The sequence below is a fragment of the Gluconobacter cerinus genome, from assembly GCF_025961355.1.
GTDB classification, from domain to species: Bacteria; Pseudomonadota; Alphaproteobacteria; order Acetobacterales; family Acetobacteraceae; genus Gluconobacter; species Gluconobacter cerinus.
Genome location: NZ_JAOQNM010000001.1, coordinates 1,008,481 through 1,024,200, shown reverse-complemented (window position 1 = coordinate 1,024,200; position 15,720 = coordinate 1,008,481). Strand labels below are relative to the sequence as shown.

General features: G+C 57.0%; 16 protein-coding genes and 1 tRNA gene. 12 read left to right on the top strand and 5 right to left on the bottom strand.

From position 1 onward, the window contains the following. Nucleotides 1-12: 12 nt before the first annotated feature. Genes M2305_RS04750 through M2305_RS04740 form a run of 3 tightly spaced genes read right to left on the bottom strand, consistent with a single transcriptional unit; the run spans nucleotide 13 to nucleotide 1,846 of the window. On the bottom strand, nucleotides 13-420 hold the full coding sequence (locus tag M2305_RS04750) for a flagellar protein FlgN (RefSeq protein ID WP_233126204.1): 408 nt from the start codon (nucleotides 418-420) through the stop codon (nucleotides 13-15). Continuing rightward, on the bottom strand, nucleotides 417-716 hold the full coding sequence (locus M2305_RS04745; RefSeq protein WP_086634242.1) for a rod-binding protein: 300 nt from the start codon (nucleotides 714-716) through the stop codon (nucleotides 417-419). Before M2305_RS04745 ends, M2305_RS04750 begins: the two co-directional genes overlap by 4 nt. Continuing rightward, nucleotides 716-1,846: a flagellar basal body P-ring protein FlgI gene (locus tag M2305_RS04740; protein ID WP_264648710.1), complete on the bottom strand. Its 1,131-nt coding sequence runs from the start codon at nucleotides 1,844-1,846 to the stop codon at nucleotides 716-718. Before M2305_RS04740 ends, M2305_RS04745 begins: the two co-directional genes overlap by 1 nt. 231 nt (nucleotides 1,847-2,077) lie before the next feature. Here M2305_RS04740 and dksA point away from each other — a divergent pair, with 231 nt between their 5' ends. Continuing rightward, nucleotides 2,078-2,491 (top strand): RNA polymerase-binding protein DksA, encoded by a 414-nt coding sequence (dksA, locus tag M2305_RS04735; RefSeq protein ID WP_046900902.1) that lies wholly within the window; start codon nucleotides 2,078-2,080, stop codon nucleotides 2,489-2,491. Nucleotides 2,492-2,546: 55 nt separating this feature from the next. Continuing rightward, a tRNA-Thr gene (locus M2305_RS04730) sits at nucleotides 2,547-2,621 on the top strand. Between the two features lie 97 nt (nucleotides 2,622-2,718). Here M2305_RS04730 and M2305_RS04725 read toward each other — a convergent pair. Continuing rightward, a complete protein-coding gene (locus M2305_RS04725) occupies nucleotides 2,719-3,372 on the bottom strand; it encodes a TetR/AcrR family transcriptional regulator (protein WP_264648709.1) in 654 nt (217 codons plus the stop codon). Between the two features lie 301 nt (nucleotides 3,373-3,673). After that, complete coding sequence (locus M2305_RS04720; protein ID WP_211495841.1) at nucleotides 3,674-3,814, bottom strand: hypothetical protein; 141 nt, start codon at nucleotides 3,812-3,814, stop codon at nucleotides 3,674-3,676. A 36-nt stretch (nucleotides 3,815-3,850) separates the two neighbouring features. Here M2305_RS04720 and M2305_RS04715 point away from each other — a divergent pair, with 36 nt between their 5' ends. From M2305_RS04715 to M2305_RS04670, 10 genes are all read left to right on the top strand, one after another. Next, the gene (locus M2305_RS04715; protein ID WP_064273575.1) at nucleotides 3,851-5,347 is read left to right on the top strand and encodes an aldehyde dehydrogenase family protein; all 1,497 of its coding nucleotides are present in this window, start codon (nucleotides 3,851-3,853) and stop codon (nucleotides 5,345-5,347) included. Nucleotides 5,348-5,349: 2 nt separating this feature from the next. Further along, a complete protein-coding gene (locus M2305_RS04710; protein ID WP_083956318.1) occupies nucleotides 5,350-6,942 on the top strand; it encodes a GMC family oxidoreductase in 1,593 nt (530 codons plus the stop codon). 91 nt (nucleotides 6,943-7,033) lie between these two features. After that, nucleotides 7,034-8,605 (top strand): acyl CoA:acetate/3-ketoacid CoA transferase, encoded by a 1,572-nt coding sequence (locus M2305_RS04705; protein WP_099210963.1) that lies wholly within the window; start codon nucleotides 7,034-7,036, stop codon nucleotides 8,603-8,605. 44 nt (nucleotides 8,606-8,649) lie between these two features. Beyond that, entirely contained in the window at nucleotides 8,650-9,909 is a 1,260-nt protein-coding gene (locus M2305_RS04700) for a glycerate kinase type-2 family protein (protein WP_211516293.1), read from the top strand. A 160-nt stretch (nucleotides 9,910-10,069) separates the two neighbouring features. Beyond that, nucleotides 10,070-11,212, top strand: a complete 1,143-nt coding sequence (locus M2305_RS04695; protein ID WP_046900154.1) for an acyl-CoA dehydrogenase family protein — start codon at nucleotides 10,070-10,072, stop codon at nucleotides 11,210-11,212. Then, nucleotides 11,209-11,976 (top strand): 3-ketoacyl-ACP reductase, encoded by a 768-nt coding sequence (locus tag M2305_RS04690; RefSeq protein ID WP_264648708.1) that lies wholly within the window; start codon nucleotides 11,209-11,211, stop codon nucleotides 11,974-11,976. The genes M2305_RS04695 and M2305_RS04690 overlap by 4 nt, the downstream gene beginning before the upstream one ends. 9 nt (nucleotides 11,977-11,985) lie before the next feature. Continuing rightward, complete coding sequence (locus M2305_RS04685) at nucleotides 11,986-13,134, top strand: dihydrodipicolinate synthase family protein (protein ID WP_264648707.1); 1,149 nt, start codon at nucleotides 11,986-11,988, stop codon at nucleotides 13,132-13,134. A 2-nt stretch (nucleotides 13,135-13,136) separates the two neighbouring features. Beyond that, nucleotides 13,137-13,994 (top strand): sugar phosphate isomerase/epimerase family protein, encoded by an 858-nt coding sequence (locus tag M2305_RS04680; RefSeq protein ID WP_264648706.1) that lies wholly within the window; start codon nucleotides 13,137-13,139, stop codon nucleotides 13,992-13,994. A gap of 16 nt (nucleotides 13,995-14,010) precedes the next feature. Then, a complete protein-coding gene (locus M2305_RS04675; protein ID WP_203548268.1) occupies nucleotides 14,011-14,772 on the top strand; it encodes an electron transfer flavoprotein subunit beta/FixA family protein in 762 nt (253 codons plus the stop codon). Then, entirely contained in the window at nucleotides 14,772-15,698 is a 927-nt protein-coding gene (locus M2305_RS04670) for an electron transfer flavoprotein subunit alpha/FixB family protein (RefSeq protein ID WP_264648705.1), read from the top strand. Before M2305_RS04675 ends, M2305_RS04670 begins: the two co-directional genes overlap by 1 nt. The last annotated feature ends 22 nt before the right edge of the window (nucleotides 15,699-15,720 follow it).

Sequence of the window (15,720 nt, the reverse complement as noted above, 5' to 3'; positions counted from 1 at the left end):
TTCCAGTCTCGATCAGGCGCGGCTCACAAACAGTGCCTGACGTTTTCCCTCTTCATGGGCGTAAGCCCCCTTATGCCCGTAGCTCTGCACCATTTCTGACGATGGAAAAGTGGTCAGGAGCTCTATGACGCGTTTCTGCGAGGAAATTGCGTGCTGGAGTAACTCGCCATTACGCTTACCCAGCGTAATCATTTTTTCCAGGAGACTACTGTGCTCGGGGAGGAGAGGTGTGCCAGTAAAGGCGCAGGCATCCTTTTCAGAGGCGGTTGCGATTGCCGTCTCCAGTTTCGTCGCGGCAGCCTGCTTCTGAGGGATAAGCTTCAAAGCGTCAGGAAGTCGTGCTTCTGACAGAGCATTGTTTTCAAGTGCCAGAATCGCAATGAGCTCTTCCATTGCTGTAATGATGGACGTGGTCATCATTTCTGTTCCTGCATAGCCAGCATTTGCCGATTGATGGCGTCTGTCATGCCCAGGCCGCCGTTATTTTCCATCTGCTTCGCAATCTGCTCGACCAGCATGGGACGAAATTGCTGCTCTCCTGCTCCTCCACTGAACATATTCTGACTGTCATCGCTGGATTGGAACATGGGTTGAAGCATCTGGTTGATGGTCATGGATTCAAAATCCCTCGCTGCCTTGAGGGTCTTGGCAGCATCGGGGGCATTGTCATGCAGGGCATAGCCCTGTGATAACGACGGTAGATCTGAGACGGTCATCAGCGCATCTCCAGCTCTGCCTGCAGGGCTCCATCTGCTTTGATAGCCTGCAGAATACTGATCATGTCACGAGGGCCAACGCCGAGTGCATTCAGGCCCGACACCAGTTCCCGTAAAGTCGTTCCACCCGGAAGAACGGCTAAATGGTTATTCTTGCCAGTATCAACTTTGACATTGGTACGAGGGACAACAGCGGTCTGGCCGTTTGAAAACGGCCCAGGCTGAGAAACCTGTGGGGTTTCCGTGATCTGAACGGTCAGATTGCCCTGCGCAACCGCCACTGTGCTGATACGGACGTCAGCGCCCATGATGATTGTTCCGCTGGCTTCGTCCACGATAACCTTGGCTGGGTTGTCGGGCGTCACCAGCAGGTCTCCAATGCGAGACAGCGTGGGGACCGGGTCACGGGTACTGAGGTCCAGCAGGACTGTTCGAGGATCCTCGACAACAGCGATGGGACCTATTGTGCGGTTGATAACGGCTGCCATTCGGCTTGCTGTCGTCAGATCAGGGTTCCGTAGGCTGAGATGCAGATTCTTGCGGTGACTGAGATCGAACGGAACCTCACGCTCTACAACTGCACCATTTGCGATATGGCCACTGGTCGGAACGTTGCGGGTCACGGAAGCAGCAGCACCGCGGGCACTGAAGGCATTTGTCGCCAGGCTACCCTGCGCGACGGCGTAAACTTCGCCATCAGCTGCCATGAGAGGGGTAACGAGGAGTGTTCCCCCTGTGAGCGATGAGGAATCCCCAGCGGCAGAGACCGTGACGTCAATCCGATTTCCGCCATGGGCAAACGCCGGTAGGTCCGCCGTGACCATGACCGCTGCGACGTCATGAGTCTGTAACTGTGTCTCCTGATCCCGAATGTTGACACCGAGCCGGTTGAGCATGGAAATCAGAGTCTCTCGGGTAAAAATGGAATTTGTCAGCCGGTCCCCTGTGCCGTTGAGACCCACCACGAGGCCATAGCCAATCAATTGGTTGGTTCTGACGCCTTCCATGTCCGTGATGTCCTTGATGCGGACGGTGGCAGCCAGCGTCAGAGACGGGATGCACAGGATAAAAGCGCAGAAAATAGCGGTTAGGCGCCGAAAAATTGGATGAGAGCTGAAGAGGACAGACATGAAAGTTCAGTGAAATCCTGACGGGTTAAACTGTAACAAAGACCCTTTGACACTCAGGATGACGCGGTATCGTAAAGAAACACCTAACACGGGCGCGGAATTCTGCGGTTGAAGGAGATATGGAATAAAGATCTACGGGGTTGGCGAAATGATCTGTGATGGCTATAAGCCGCGCGTTATCGCCCGCGGCTATCGATCGGACGTTGGCGGATTAGCTGGGATTGGATGCGCATGATTACGCTACCGCCGGATTATACCCCTTCCGACGAAGAAGAATTCATGAACCCCCTCCAGGTGGAGTACTTCAGGCAGAAGCTTCTGCGCTGGCGTGCGGACCTGCTGAAAGAGGCTGACGGCACACTCGCCAGTCTCTCAGAAGGCGGGATTCATGAATCTGACATTACAGACCGTGCAAGCGTCGAAACGGATCGTGCTTTCGAGCTGAGAACCCGTGACCGTGCGCGTAAGCTTATTGCCAAAATCAATATGGCACTGCTCCGGATTGAAGACGGAAGCTACGGTTTCTGTGAGGAAACCGGCGAGCCTATTGGTCTGAAGCGCCTGGAAGCACGTCCGATTGCTACGCTTTCTATTGACGCTCAGGAACGTCACGAGCGCATGGAAAAGGTACATCGCGACGATTAAGGGGGTTGCACTTGGCGCGCTGAAGAGATACGAAGCGCGCCAAGGCACCGGTACTGCTGCTGTAGCTCAGTGGTAGAGCACTCCCTTGGTAAGGGAGAGGTCGACAGTTCAATCCTGTCCAGCAGCACCAGTCTTTTCTTCTTGAAATATGATGCTCAATTAAAATTCTTAGGCTTAACTGGCCCAGAAAACGCGTTTTCTCGCTCAGTGAATTTTAGGGCTAAGGCTCACAGAGAAACAATTCTCAAAATTGTCTCGATGTTAAAGCGGATGCGTTCTGCCTGAGCAGCCTCGGACATCAGTTCCCGTTCGAATATGATCGATCCTGTGTATTGGTTGGTGAAGTAATAGTAGCTGACGGCTGCTATAGTGATATTGAGCTGGACCGGGTCAACGCCCTTTCGGAAGAGTCCTTGCGCCACACCGCGCTTTAAAATCGTGTCAACGAGTCCGACGAAGCGTCTGCTGACAATCTTGACGGTTTCTGAAGACTTTAAATGTCGGGCCTGTGCCAGATTTTCGCTATTCACCAGTGAAATAAATTCAGGGTTCCGGATGTAATAGTTCCAGGTAAAACGAACGAGTCGTTCAAGGGCTTCTCTGGGATCTAAACTATCCAGATCCAGCTTTTTCTCAGATTCGCGAATATCAAAATACGCATTTTCCAGAACTGTCTGGAAGAGTTTCTCTTTGCTTTCAAAATAGTGATAAATCATGCGCTTATTGGCATTGGCTTCTAGCGCGATTGCGTCAACGCGGGCCCCTTCAAGACCGTTTTTTGCAAACTCTTTTTTTGCGGCCTCGAGAATCCGGCTTTTTGTAGCTTCTGCGTCGCGGATTCGAGGGCGGGGCGACTGTGTGTCTGGGGACTGTGCACTCAACGGGAAATCTCGCTTTTTGCTGGAGCCGGGCCTGAAGTTCCCGCTTTATGGCCGGAAACGCGCAGACGTCAAAACATCACATAAAAAATAACATATAAAAGAGATTTACTTATCACTATAACGTGATTTATGAGATTTTTCATTCTGCGCTACCAAAGTAACCAGATGGTGCGAAAGGCGCTTTGATCTCTCCATTGTGGAGGGGCGAAACCAGGGGGCAGGATTGAGAAAAATATTCCGCGGTGGCGGTTTTTTCGGAAACATTTTCGAAGGGGCGGCTTTCTTGTGGAGGGTAATATTTTCAAACCGATGCCTGGGTAAGAGATAAATCCTTTTCCAGCGCACCGCTCACAACAGGCGGTTCAACAGTATCTTGACCGTTAAACAATCCTGGTGCGCCGACCGTCTGCTCACGGGACAATCTGAAACGACGATGCGTCATTGAGTGCTCGTCAACAAAGACAGGGAGAAGCCGTCAATGAACAAGATGGCACAGAAACTGGCTCCATCCGGAGTGGCTCGTGACTTTGGGTTTTTCATCGATGGTGAGTGGCGCCACGGACGTGAGATGTTCGAGCGCAAGTCTCCCAGTCATGATGTTATTGTCACGCGAATTGCACGTTGCACGGAAGACGATCTGAATGATGCGGTGGCCGCCGCGCGTCGTGCATTTGAGAATGGCACATGGGCTGGTCTGGCAAGCTCAGAACGCAGTGCGATCCTGCTGAAAACGGCTGAGCTTCTGAAGCAGCGTCGCGATGACATCGCTTTCTGGGAAGTGCTGGAGAACGGCAAGCCGATTTCTCAGGCCAAGGCCGAGATCGACAACTGTATTTCCTGTTTCGAGATGGCTGCCGGTGCCGCGCGCCTTCTGCACGGCGACAGCTTCAACAATCTGGGCGAAAGCCTGTTCGGAATGGTTCTGCGCGAGCCGGTGGGTGTTGTTGGCCTCATCACGCCTTGGAACTTCCCGTTCATGATCCTGTGTGAGCGCGTGCCGTTCATTCTGGCATCAGGCTGCACGGTCGTCGTGAAGCCAGCGGAAGTCACCAGCGCCACCACGTTGATGCTTGCCGATATTCTGACGGAAGCCGGCCTGCCAAAGGGCGTCTATAACGTCGTGACAGGCACTGGAAAGAGTGTCGGTCAGGCTCTGACGCAGCATCCGGATGTGGATATGCTGTCCTTCACTGGTTCCACGGGTGTTGGCCGGTCCTGTATCCATGCGTCCGCAGACAGCAACCTCAAGAAGCTTGGCCTAGAGCTTGGTGGCAAGAACCCGATTGTCGTCTTTGCGGACAGCGATCTGGAAGATGCGGCCGATGCGGTGGCCTTTGGGATCAGCTTCAACACCGGGCAATGCTGCGTCTCGTCCAGCCGTCTGATCGTTGAAGAGTCTGTGGCTGATAAGTTTGAAAAGCTTGTTGTCGCCAAGATGGAAAAGATCCGCGTGGGCGACCCGTTTGACCCGGAAACGCAGATTGGCGCCATTACGACGGATGCTCAGAACAAAACCATTCTCGACTATATCGAGAAGGGGAAGGCCGAAGGCGCGCGCGTTCTGTGTGGCGGTAACAAGGTCGATCTGGGTCGTGGACAGTACATTGCGCCAACGCTCTTCACGAATGTGAAGCCGGATATGTCCATTGCGACGGACGAGATCTTTGGTCCGGTGCTGTCCGTCTTCCGGTTTAGCACCTTGGAAGAAGCAATCTCGCTGGCCAATGACACGGTTTATGGTCTGGCCGCGTCTGTCTGGACGAAGGACATCAGCAAGGCCCTGAAGGTGACGCGTAAGGTTCAGGCCGGGCGCTTCTGGGTCAACACGATCATGGCTGGCGGCCCTGAAATGCCGCTGGGTGGTTTCAAGCAGTCTGGCTGGGGTCGTGAAGCGGGTATGTATGGGGTGGAAGAATACACCCAGATCAAATCCGTTCACGTAGATCTCGGCAAACGGACGCACTGGATCGCATAATGATGACTGGTTTCGATTACGTTATCGTTGGTGGCGGCTCGGCAGGATGTGTTCTTGCCGCCCGTCTCTCCCGAAACCCGGCGGTGCGCGTCTGCCTGATCGAAGCAGGCAAGCGTGACACCAATCCGCTCATTCACATGCCGGTTGGCTTTGCGAAAATGACGACGGGTCCCCTGACATGGGGGCTTGTCACCACACCGCAGAAGCACGCCAATAACCGCCAGATTCCTTATGTGCAGGCGCGTGTTCTCGGTGGTGGTTCATCCATCAATGCCGAAGTCTTCACGCGTGGCCATCCATCTGATTTCGACAGGTGGGAGCAGGAGGGAGCTGACGGCTGGGGCTTCAAAAACATCCAGAAGTACTTCATCCGCTCTGAGGGAAATTCCATTCTTGCCGGATCATGGCACGGAACGGATGGTCCACTCGGCGTGTCGAACCTGGATTGCCCGAACCCTGTCAGCCGCGCCTTCGTACAGAGCTGCCAGGAAATCGGAATTCCGTATAACCCTGACTTTAACGGTCCAGTTCAGCAGGGCGCTGGTATTTACCAGCTGACGGTGCGCAATAACCGGCGCTGCTCTACGGCCGTTGGATATCTGCGTCCCGCTCTGAAGCGTAAGAACCTGACGGTTATTACTGGTGCGATGGTTCTGAAGGTTGTCTTCGAGGGGAAGCGCGCAGTCGGCGTGCAGTACATTGCGGACAAGCAGATGCACACTGCGCGTGCTGAGCAGGAAGTGCTGGTCACGTCCGGTGCAATCGGTACGCCGAAGCTGATGATGCTGTCTGGCGTTGGTCCGGCTGCGCATCTCAAAGAGCACGGTATTCCCGTTGTTCATGATCTGCCGGGTGTGGGTCAGAATCTACAGGATCACTTTGGTGTCGATATCGTTGCTGAGCTGAAAGGCCATGACAGTTTCGACAAGTACAACCAGTACAAGTGGATGATGTGGGCTGGCCTGCAATATTCGCTGTTCAGAAGTGGTCCAGTGGCGTCGAACGTCGTGGAAGGCGGAGCTTTCTGGTACGGCGATCCGGCTGCAAGCTGCCCGGATCTTCAGTTCCACTTCCTGGCGGGTGCGGGTGCGGAAGCGGGTGTGGCGTCTGTTCCGAAAGGGACGTCTGGCATCACGCTCAACAGCTATACGCTCCGTCCAAAAGCGCGTGGGTCTGTCACGTTGCGTTCGTCCGACCCCCGGGAAGCACCGATTGTGGATCCGAATTTTCTGGGGCACCCGGACGATCTGCGGACAACGGCAGAGGGCGTTCGCCTGAGCTATGAAATGTTCGGCAGCCACTCGCTTCAAAAATACATCAGCAAGGTCTGCCTGCCAGAAGGCGGCGGCCGTACGCTCAAGGCATATGAGGATTATGCCCGTCAGCAGGGGCGCACATCCTATCATCCGACCTGCACGTGCAAAATGGGCAGGGACGAGATGGCCGTTGTTGATCCACGCCTGCATGTGCATGGCCTGGAGGGTATCCGGATTTGCGATAGCTCGGTCATGCCATCATTGCTTGGGTCCAACACCAATGCGGCAACGGTCATGATTGGTGAGCGAGCGGCGGACTTTATTCTAGGGAATGCTTGAGAACGATAACCTTCTCAAGCGGCGCCTCATGCATCGCGATTTTTACAAGATCATAAGTAACTAACAAGATAGTTATAGTGGATCAAAGGCAATGACCAAGACCAGAACCGCAGCGGAAGCCGTCAGTCTTATCAAGGATGGTTCCACCATTGCGATTAACGCATCGTCCGGGCTCCTGTGCCCCGACGACGTTCTGAAGGCGCTCGGGGAACGTTTTGAAAAGGAAGCGGCCCCGAAGAACCTGACGACGATCCATCCGATCGCGACGGGTGACATGTTTGGGACCAAGGGCGTGGATCATATCGCCCAGCCTGGCATGATCAAAAAGATCATCGGCGGGTCTTACCCGTCCGGTCCCAGCAATGCTGAGCCACCGCTTATCTGGCAGCGCATTCTGGCCGAGGACGTCGCCGCTTATAACCTCCCATCTGGCGTTATCTTCGACATGCTGCGCGAAGGTGCGGCTCTGCGTCCTGGCGTGTTGACGAAAGTTGGTCTCGATACATTCGTGGACCCGAAGCGGGAAGGCGGTGCGATGAATGAGACCGCACGCTCCAATCCCATCGTGCGTCACATGGACTTCGAGGGCGAAGACTGGCTGTATTTCCCGGCGCTCAAGCCGGACGTTGCGATCATTCGCGCCTCGACAGCGGACGAAAATGGCAATCTGACATTCGAGCAGGAAGGCGCAACCCTTGGTGCCATGGAAATGGCTCTGGCAGCTCATAACAACGGTGGGCTGGTCATCGCGCAGGTCCGCCGCGTGGCAGAACAGGGCACGTTGAAGCCGCATGACGTCAAAGTGCCGGGTATTCTGGTGGACGTTGTTGTGGAAGCCCCGGATCAGCTTCAGACGACTGCCACGCCTTATGATCCTGCAATTTCCGGCGAGATTTTCCGGCCTCTGTCGTCTTTCGCCATTCCGGACTTCAATCCGGGCAAGGTGATTGCGCGACGTGTGGCGCAGGAGCTGAAGGATGGCTGGGCGGTCAATATCGGCTTCGGTATTTCCGCCAATGTGCCGCGCATCCTGCTGGAAGAAGGGCTGCATGGTAGCGTGACATGGGTCATCGAACAGGGGCCGGTTGGCGGCGTTCCACTGCTGGATTTCAAGTTCGGTTGCGCGAGTAATGCCGAGGCCTTCGTCGCCTCTCCTCATCAGTTCAGCTACTTCCAGGCGGGCGGTTTTGACTGCTCCCTACTGTCCTTCCTTGAGATCGGGGCTGATGGGTCGGTCAATGTCAGCCGCCTTGCTGCCACGCCGCATCGCACGGCAGGGGCAGGCGGGTTTGTGGATATTACGGCACGGGCCAAGCGCATCATCTTCTCAGGCAATTTCAATGCCGGAGCCAAGATGCACATTGAGGACGGCCGGCTCGTGATTGATCGGGAAGGCAAGATTTCCAAGATCGTGCCAGAGGTTGATCAGGTCAGCTTCTCAGGGCGCAGAGCCACCGAAACAGGGCAGGACGTCACCTACGTGACGGAACGCTGTGTTCTCAAGCTTCTGAACGGTGAGCTGACGGTCACGGAAATCGCGCCGGGCATCGACTTGCAGAAAGACGTGCTCGATCAGGCATCCACGCCTCTGAAGGTTTCTCCTGAACTGAAGGAAATGGATGCCGTTCTGTTCAGAGATGCCGTGATGGGGCTCACGCTCTGAACGCCCCAGGCCGTCCTTTCCGTGAGTGGAGTCTGAAAGAAGCGATGACAGTCGACGATCACAGTTTCCTGACAGGTCTGTTCAATGCCGCCATTACCGCGGCCGATGCAGACCTCGTGCTGGCTGCCAACCTGCCGGAACGCCCGAAAGGCAAGACGGTCGTGGTTGGGGCCGGGAAGGGGGCAGCCCAGCTTGCCGCAGCCTTTGAGCGCGTGTGGGATGGTCCGCTGGAAGGCGTTGTCGTCACCCGTTATGGCTATGGCTACCCTACAGAACAGATCCGCGTTCTGGAGGCCTCCCATCCTGTTCCGGATCAAGCCGGTCTGGCTGCAACGGCGGCTTTGTTTGAGGCGGTGCGCGGATTAGGTCCGGATGATCTGGTCGTTGCACTGATCTGCGGAGGTGGGTCAGCCTTGCTGCCGTGCCCGCCAGAAGGGTTCACGCTGGAAGATGAGGCAGAGCTCAGCCGGGTTCTCCTGTCTTCTGGCGCGCCGATTTCTGTCATGAACAGCATCCGCAAGCAGTTTTCGGGGATTAAGGGCGGTCGTCTGGCCGCCGCAGCGTCCCCGGCGAGAGTCGTTTCACTCATAGTCTCGGATGTGCCGTTCGATGATCCGGCACAGGTGGCCTCTGGACCAACCGTGCCTGATACGAAAACACGCGAAGACGCGCGGCATATGGCCAAGGCCTGGAAGCTCGCACTGCCGCCTAAAGTGCAGGCATGGCTCGACGGAGAACTGGGGCAGGCGCCACGTCCGGAAGATCCGGCATTTGCCGGGAACGAAGTTCGTATCGTGGCATCGGCTCATCTGTCTCTTGAGGCAGCAGCCGCAGCGTCCCGGAATCTTGGAATTCCAGCTGTCATCCTGTCCGACGCGATTGAAGGGGAAGCCCGGGATGTCGGGAAGGTCCATGCAGCGATCGCGCGTGAAGTGATTATTCGTAATCAGCCATTCCAGAAGCCGGTTGTCATCCTCTCGGGGGGAGAAACAACCGTGACATTGCGTGGACGTGGACGGGGTGGTCGTAACACGGAGTTTCTCCTGTCGTTTGCGCTCGCGGCTGAGGGCCTTCCGGTTTCCGCACTCGCTGCGGATACAGATGGAATTGACGGGTCTGAGGACAATGCGGGTGCCTTTGCAGATGGCGAAAGTATGGGACGACTGCGCGCGCGCGGGATCAATCCGTCCGTCCTGTTGACGGAAAACGACGCCTATACTGCCTTTGAGGCATTGGATGACCTGTTTGTGCCAGGTCCTACCGGGACAAACGTCAATGATTTTCGCGCTATTCTGCTGAGGTAGAAAAAGATGGCGAAGTAAAAACTGTTCCTTAGCGAGAACGAATTCATTCTGGGTATTATGAACATCAAGTTCTTTTGATTTCAAAACGCAGAATGGACTTGAAAACAGATCAGTCATTATACTAACTAACTGGTTAGTTACTAATTAAGGGAATCGGGTTATGTTTCTCAATGAAATGCAGGAGCAGGTTCGCGAGACCACACGGTCCTTCGTGGATGAAGTCATCCGCCCTGCTGCTGAGGCCCTCGACCGTGAAGAACGCTTTCCGGCCGAAATTTACGAAGAAATGGGCCGTCTTGGCCTGTTCGGCATTGCTGTTCCGGAAGAGCTCGGAGGGCCTGGCTTCGATACCCTGACCTATGCCGTCGTGATGGAAGAACTGTCCCGCGGCTATGCCAGCATCGCCGATCAGTGTGGCCTGGTGGAACTGATTTCCACGCTCCTGGTGCGTCACGGCACGGATGAGCAGAAGAAACTGCTGCCAGACATTCTCTCCATGAAGCGCAAGGTTGCTTATTGCATCACCGAGCCGGAAGCCGGCACGGACGTGTCCGGCATTCGCACCACAGTTGAACGTGATGGCGATGGTTGGATTCTGAACGGCGGCAAGATCTGGATCCATAACGCCCCGGTGGCGGATCTCGGGTTCGTTCTGGCACGGACGGACAAGGAAGCTGGAAACCGTGGCATGTCCATTTTCATTGTGGACCTGCATGCCAAAGGCGTTGAGCGCGGCCCGAAAGAGCACAAGATGGGTCAGCGTGCCAGCCAGGTTGGTGCGCTTGATTTCTCCGATGTGCGCCTCGGCCCGGATGCTCTTCTGGGCGAGATGAACCGTGGCTTTCACATGATGATGAGCGTGCTGGACAAGGGACGTGTCGGCATCGCAGCGCTCGCTGTTGGCATCGCACAGGCTGGTCTTGAAGCCGCTGTCGATTATGCCGGAACGCGCAAGCAGTTCGGCAAGCACATCTCCGAATTCCAGGGTGTTCAGTGGCTTCTGGCCGATATGGCCAAGGACATCGAAGCGGCCCGTCTGCTGGTTCATTCCGCTGCGGTGAAGATCGATAACGGTCAGGACGCCACGCGCTCCTGCTCCATGGCAAAATGCTTTGCTGGTGACGTGGCTGTGGCCCGTACAGCGGATGCTGTGCAGGTCTTCGGTGGCTCTGGCTACATCCGTGGCTTTGAAGTTGAGCGTCTGTATCGCGATGCCAAGATCACGCAGATCTATGAAGGCACGAACCAGATCCAGCGCATGATCATCGCGCGTGAACTGCTCAAGAAGGGCGCCCGTACATGAGACAGGTCGCTCTCGTCACCGGCTCTTCACGCGGGATCGGCCTCGCCGCGGCGGAAGCGCTCGCTAAAGAAGGCTTTTTTTTAGCGGTAAATGGACCGGTTGATGACGCAGAACTGCGTGCAGCCGTGGCCCGTCTGGAAGGGCTGGGCGTCAAGGTTGTGGCCGCGCCGTTCGATGTCTCCGACATCAGCGCCCATGAGGGTGTTCTGGCGCGGATCGAAGACGAACTCGGCCCGCTGACGACGCTGGTGAACAATGCGGGCGTCGGCGTCCTCCAGCGGGGTGACCTGCTGGAGGTGTCCGAAGCAAGCTGGGACCGGTGCCTGACGATCAATGCGAAGGCGGTGTTTTTTCTCTCACAGGCTTTCGCAAAGCGCCTTCTGAGCCGGGAGCGGTCAGCGGATGCGTTCCATTCGATCGTCAACGTCACATCGTCGAACGCGACGGCTGTGGCGGTGCAGCGGTCTGAATACTGCGCGTCAAAGGCTGCGGCGGCCATGGTGTCCAAGGCTCTGGCTGTGCGTCTCGGGATCGAGAATATCGCGGTTTATGACGTTCAGCCTGGCCTGATCGCTACAGAAATGACGGCTGCCGTCATTCAGCACTACCGCCAGCGCGCGGAAGAGGGGCTGACCCTGCTTCCCCGTGTTGGAGAGCCCTCGGACATGGGGCGCATCATTGCGGCCCTTGCCACCGGGAAACTGCCTTACACCACAGGCCAGGTCATTTCGGCGGATGCCGGAATGCTTGTGCCGCGCTTCTGAGAAACGGTTATGAAGATCATCCTGCCCGACGAAACCGGCCGGAAGATGGATTACCATCTGATCGGTACTCCTGTTCCTCGCAGTGTCCTTCCGGCTAATCCGGCCCGGATCGTTTATTCGGCGGCCCATGTCGTCGCTGATCCGTTCACGGATAATGCACCGTCCGGCCGCGCAACGATCGACTGGAAGAAGACGCTTGAGTTCCGTCGCTATCTCGTTGGCATGGGCCTCGGCATTGCGGAAGCCATGGATACGGCCCAGCGCGGCATGGGGCTGGACTGGCCCGGCGCGCTGGATCTGATCCGTCGCACCAAGGCCGAACTGCCGGATGCGATGGTCGTGAACGGTGCGGGGACAGACCATCTGGACCCGAAGGATGCACGCTCTGTCGATCATGTACTGGCGGCGTACCTAGAACAGGTCGAGGCGATCCAGAAGGTTGGCGCACGCGTCATTCTGATGGCCAGCCGAGCCCTCGTCCGCGTGGCGTCCAATGCCGAGGACTATAAGCGGGTCTACCGCGAGGTGCTCTCTGCCTGTGATGCGCCTGTCGTTCTGCACTGGCTGGGCAAGGATTTCGATCCGGCTCTGGCAGGATACTGGGGCACGGATGACTTCAGTGAGGCGCTGGAAACAGTCCTGAGCATCATTGAAGAAAACGTCTCGAAGGTGGACGGCATCAAGATTTCCCTTCTCGACAAGGAGAAGGAAATCATCATGCGCCGCCGCCTGCCAAAGGGCGTGCGGATGTATACGGGTGATGACTTCAATTACCCGGAACTGATCGCTGGTGACGAGCAGGGCTACAGCCACGCACTTCTCGGCATTTTCGATCCGATTGCACCGCTGGCGGCGCGTGGTGTGAAACTGCTTGGCGAGGGGGACGTGAAAGGTTTTCACGACGCACTCGACCCGACTGTTCCACTCGCTCGTGTGATCTTTCAGGCCCCGACGCAGTACTACAAGACGGGTGTGGTGTTTCTGGCCTGGCTAAATGGCTTTCAGGATCACTTCGTCATGCTGAATGGTGCGCAGTCCATGCGGTCCCTCCAGCATTTCACGGAGATTTTCCGTCTAGCAGATGGCTGCGGCCTGTTGCGGAACCCTGATCTGGCTGTGCACCGCATGAAGTCGCTTCTGTCGGTGTACGGGGCCTGATCATGCGGGACTTTCGCCACGATCATTCGGCTCTCGCCCTCAATACCGCAACGCTTGGCCATAATGTGCAGGGTGTCGGGGCAGGGTGGTCACCGGAACAGACGATCGCTGCCTGTGCTGAACGCGGCATTGGCGGGATCGTGTTCTGGCGGCGGGAGATCGAGGGCCGGGCTGCGGAAATTGGAGACCGGGCGCGTCAGGCCGGGGTGCAGGTTGTCGGCCTGTGCCGGACGCCCTTTCTGGTCGGTCCGCTGGGGCTTCAGAGCGAAGAGGCGATCCTGTCGGATTTCCGTCAGTCCATCGATCAGACAGCCGCGCTCGGAACCGATGTTCTGACCATCGTTGTCGGTGGTGTGGAAACCGGCACGAAGGGCGTGGCTCACAGCCTGGACATCGTGGCGGACCGGATGGCGAAGGCCATTCCCTACGCCGAAGCCTGTGGCGTGAAACTCGCCTTGGAGCCGCTGCATCCGGCCTATGCCGGAGACCGCTCCTGCCTCACGACCACCCGTGACGCCCTGGATCTGTGCGACCTTCTGGCGTCGGATAGCGTGGGCGTTGCGATCGATATCTACCATGTGTGGTGGGACACGGACCTGCCACGCCAGCTCGCTCGTGCGGGAAACCGCATTCTGGGCTTTCACCTCTGTGACTGGCTCGTTCCCACAACCGACATTTTGCTTGACCGCGGGATGATGGGGGACGGCGTTGCGGACCTGCGGGGGATCCGCAGGGAGGTGGAAGCCGCCGGGTATTCCGGCTTCTGCGAGGTGGAAATCTTTTCCGCGAACAACTGGTGGAAGCGCCACCCGGCTGACGTGCTGGACACGATGGTCGAACGCTTCCGCACTGTCTGCTGACCCATCGGAGGGCATCATGAAGATCCTCGTCCCTGTCAAACGTGTCGTCGATTACAACGTCCGCATCCGCGTAAAGGGTGACGGATCTGGGGTCGAGCTTGCGAACGTCAAGATGTCGGTCAATCCGTTTGACGAAATCGCCATCGAAGAAGCCGTCCGTCTCAAGGAAAAAGGCATCGCCACGGAAGTGGTCGCTGTCTCTATCGGTGTGCCGCAGGCGAAAGAAACACTACGCACTGTGCTCGCCATGGGCGCGGACCGCGCCATTTTCGTCGAAGCCACGACGGATGTGAATGTGGATATCGAGCCTCTCGCCGTCGCCAAACTGCTGGCGAAGGTGATTGAGGATGAGAAACCAAACCTTGTCATCGCAGGCAAACAGGCCATCGATAATGACATGAACGCGACTGGTCAGATGCTTGCCGCCCTGCTGGGCTGGGGCCAGGCCACCTTCGCATCATCCGTCGAGATTGAGGGCGACAGTGCAACCGTCAGCCGTGAGGTTGATGGTGGTCTTCAGACCATCCGCGTGAAGCTGCCCGCCATCATCACGTCGGATCTGCGTCTGAACGAGCCGCGTTATGTCGCGCTGCCCAACATCATGAAGGCCAAGAAGAAGCCGCTCGAAGAACGCAAGGCGTCTGACCTCGGCGTGGACATTGCGCCGCGTCTGAAGGTTATCCGCACGGCTGAACCGCCTCAGCGTCAGGCTGGTGTGAAGGTCAGTTCCGTTGATGAGCTGGTTTCGAAACTCAAAAATGAAGCAGGAGTGATCTGATGTCTGTTCTGCTGCTCGCTGAAGTGGCCAATGGCCACCTCGTAACCGATACCGTTGCCAAGGCCCTGTCTGCCGTCAAAGCGCTGGGCGATGTGACGGTTCTCGTTGCCACCCAGAACGGCGCGGAAGCTGCCGCCGAAGCTGCAAAGCTTGAGGGTGTCTCCAAGGTCCTACTGGCGGATGATGCGTCTCTGGCTCATGAACTGGCTGAACCTGTCGCGGCCCTCATCGTGTCTCTGGCCTCGGGCTATAGTCATATCGCTGCGGGCTCGACGGCATTCTCCAAGAATGTTCTGCCACGCGTCGCGGCTCTGCTGGATGTCATGATCCTGTCTGATGTGACGGCCGTGAAAGATGCCGAGACGTTCGATCGCCCGGTCTATGCCGGTAATGCGATCCAGACGGTGCAGTCCTCCGATCCGGTGAAGGTTTTCACCATTCGTACGGCGGCTTTCTCGGCTGTTGGCGAAGGTGGCTCAGCCAGTGTGGACAATGTCTCCGTGCCGGCTGCTCCGGGTCTCTCGTCCTGGGTGGAAGACAAGGCCGTTGAATCTGAACGTCCGGAGCTGACGGCTGCGAAGAATATCGTCTCAGGTGGTCGTGGCGTCGGATCGAAAGAGAACTTCGACACCATCGCCAAGCTTGCAGACAAGCTGAACGCTGCCATCGGCGCCAGCCGTGCGGCTGTGGATGCAGGCTACGCGCCGAATGACTGGCAGGTCGGGCAGACGGGCAAGATCGTGGCGCCTGATCTGTATATCGCGGTCGGCATTTCCGGTGCGATCCAGCATCTGGCGGGCATGAAGGATTCCCGGGTGATCGTCGCCATCAACAAGGACGAAGACGCCCCGATTTTCCAGGTCGCGGATTACGGGCTGGTAGGAGACCTCTTCACCATCCTTCCCGAACTGACGGCAAAACTCTGACAGGCCCCGGCAGCCTGCAGGG

What these genes read in the sequence shown, in the direction of transcription:
- M2305_RS04740 (WP_264648710.1), bottom strand. Translation starts at nt 1,846, where the DNA reads ATGTCTGTCCTCTTCAGCTCTCATCCAATTTTTCGGCGCCTAACCGCT.
- M2305_RS04710 (WP_083956318.1), top strand. Translation starts at nt 5,350, where the DNA reads ATGACTGGTTTCGATTACGTTATCGTTGGTGGCGGCTCGGCAGGATGT.
- M2305_RS04715 (WP_064273575.1), top strand. Translation starts at nt 3,851, where the DNA reads ATGAACAAGATGGCACAGAAACTGGCTCCATCCGGAGTGGCTCGTGAC.
- M2305_RS04745 (WP_086634242.1), bottom strand. Translation starts at nt 716, where the DNA reads ATGACCGTCTCAGATCTACCGTCGTTATCACAGGGCTATGCCCTGCAT.
- M2305_RS04705 (WP_099210963.1), top strand. Translation starts at nt 7,034, where the DNA reads ATGACCAAGACCAGAACCGCAGCGGAAGCCGTCAGTCTTATCAAGGAT.
- M2305_RS04685 (WP_264648707.1), top strand. Translation starts at nt 11,986, where the DNA reads ATGAAGATCATCCTGCCCGACGAAACCGGCCGGAAGATGGATTACCAT.
- M2305_RS04695 (WP_046900154.1), top strand. Translation starts at nt 10,070, where the DNA reads ATGTTTCTCAATGAAATGCAGGAGCAGGTTCGCGAGACCACACGGTCC.
- dksA (WP_046900902.1), top strand. Translation starts at nt 2,078, where the DNA reads ATGATTACGCTACCGCCGGATTATACCCCTTCCGACGAAGAAGAATTC.
- M2305_RS04675 (WP_203548268.1), top strand. Translation starts at nt 14,011, where the DNA reads ATGAAGATCCTCGTCCCTGTCAAACGTGTCGTCGATTACAACGTCCGC.
- M2305_RS04750 (WP_233126204.1), bottom strand. Translation starts at nt 420, where the DNA reads ATGATGACCACGTCCATCATTACAGCAATGGAAGAGCTCATTGCGATT.
- M2305_RS04670 (WP_264648705.1), top strand. Translation starts at nt 14,772, where the DNA reads ATGTCTGTTCTGCTGCTCGCTGAAGTGGCCAATGGCCACCTCGTAACC.
- M2305_RS04700 (WP_211516293.1), top strand. Translation starts at nt 8,650, where the DNA reads ATGACAGTCGACGATCACAGTTTCCTGACAGGTCTGTTCAATGCCGCC.
- M2305_RS04720 (WP_211495841.1), bottom strand. Translation starts at nt 3,814, where the DNA reads ATGACGCATCGTCGTTTCAGATTGTCCCGTGAGCAGACGGTCGGCGCA.
- M2305_RS04680 (WP_264648706.1), top strand. Translation starts at nt 13,137, where the DNA reads ATGCGGGACTTTCGCCACGATCATTCGGCTCTCGCCCTCAATACCGCA.
- M2305_RS04690 (WP_264648708.1), top strand. Translation starts at nt 11,209, where the DNA reads ATGAGACAGGTCGCTCTCGTCACCGGCTCTTCACGCGGGATCGGCCTC.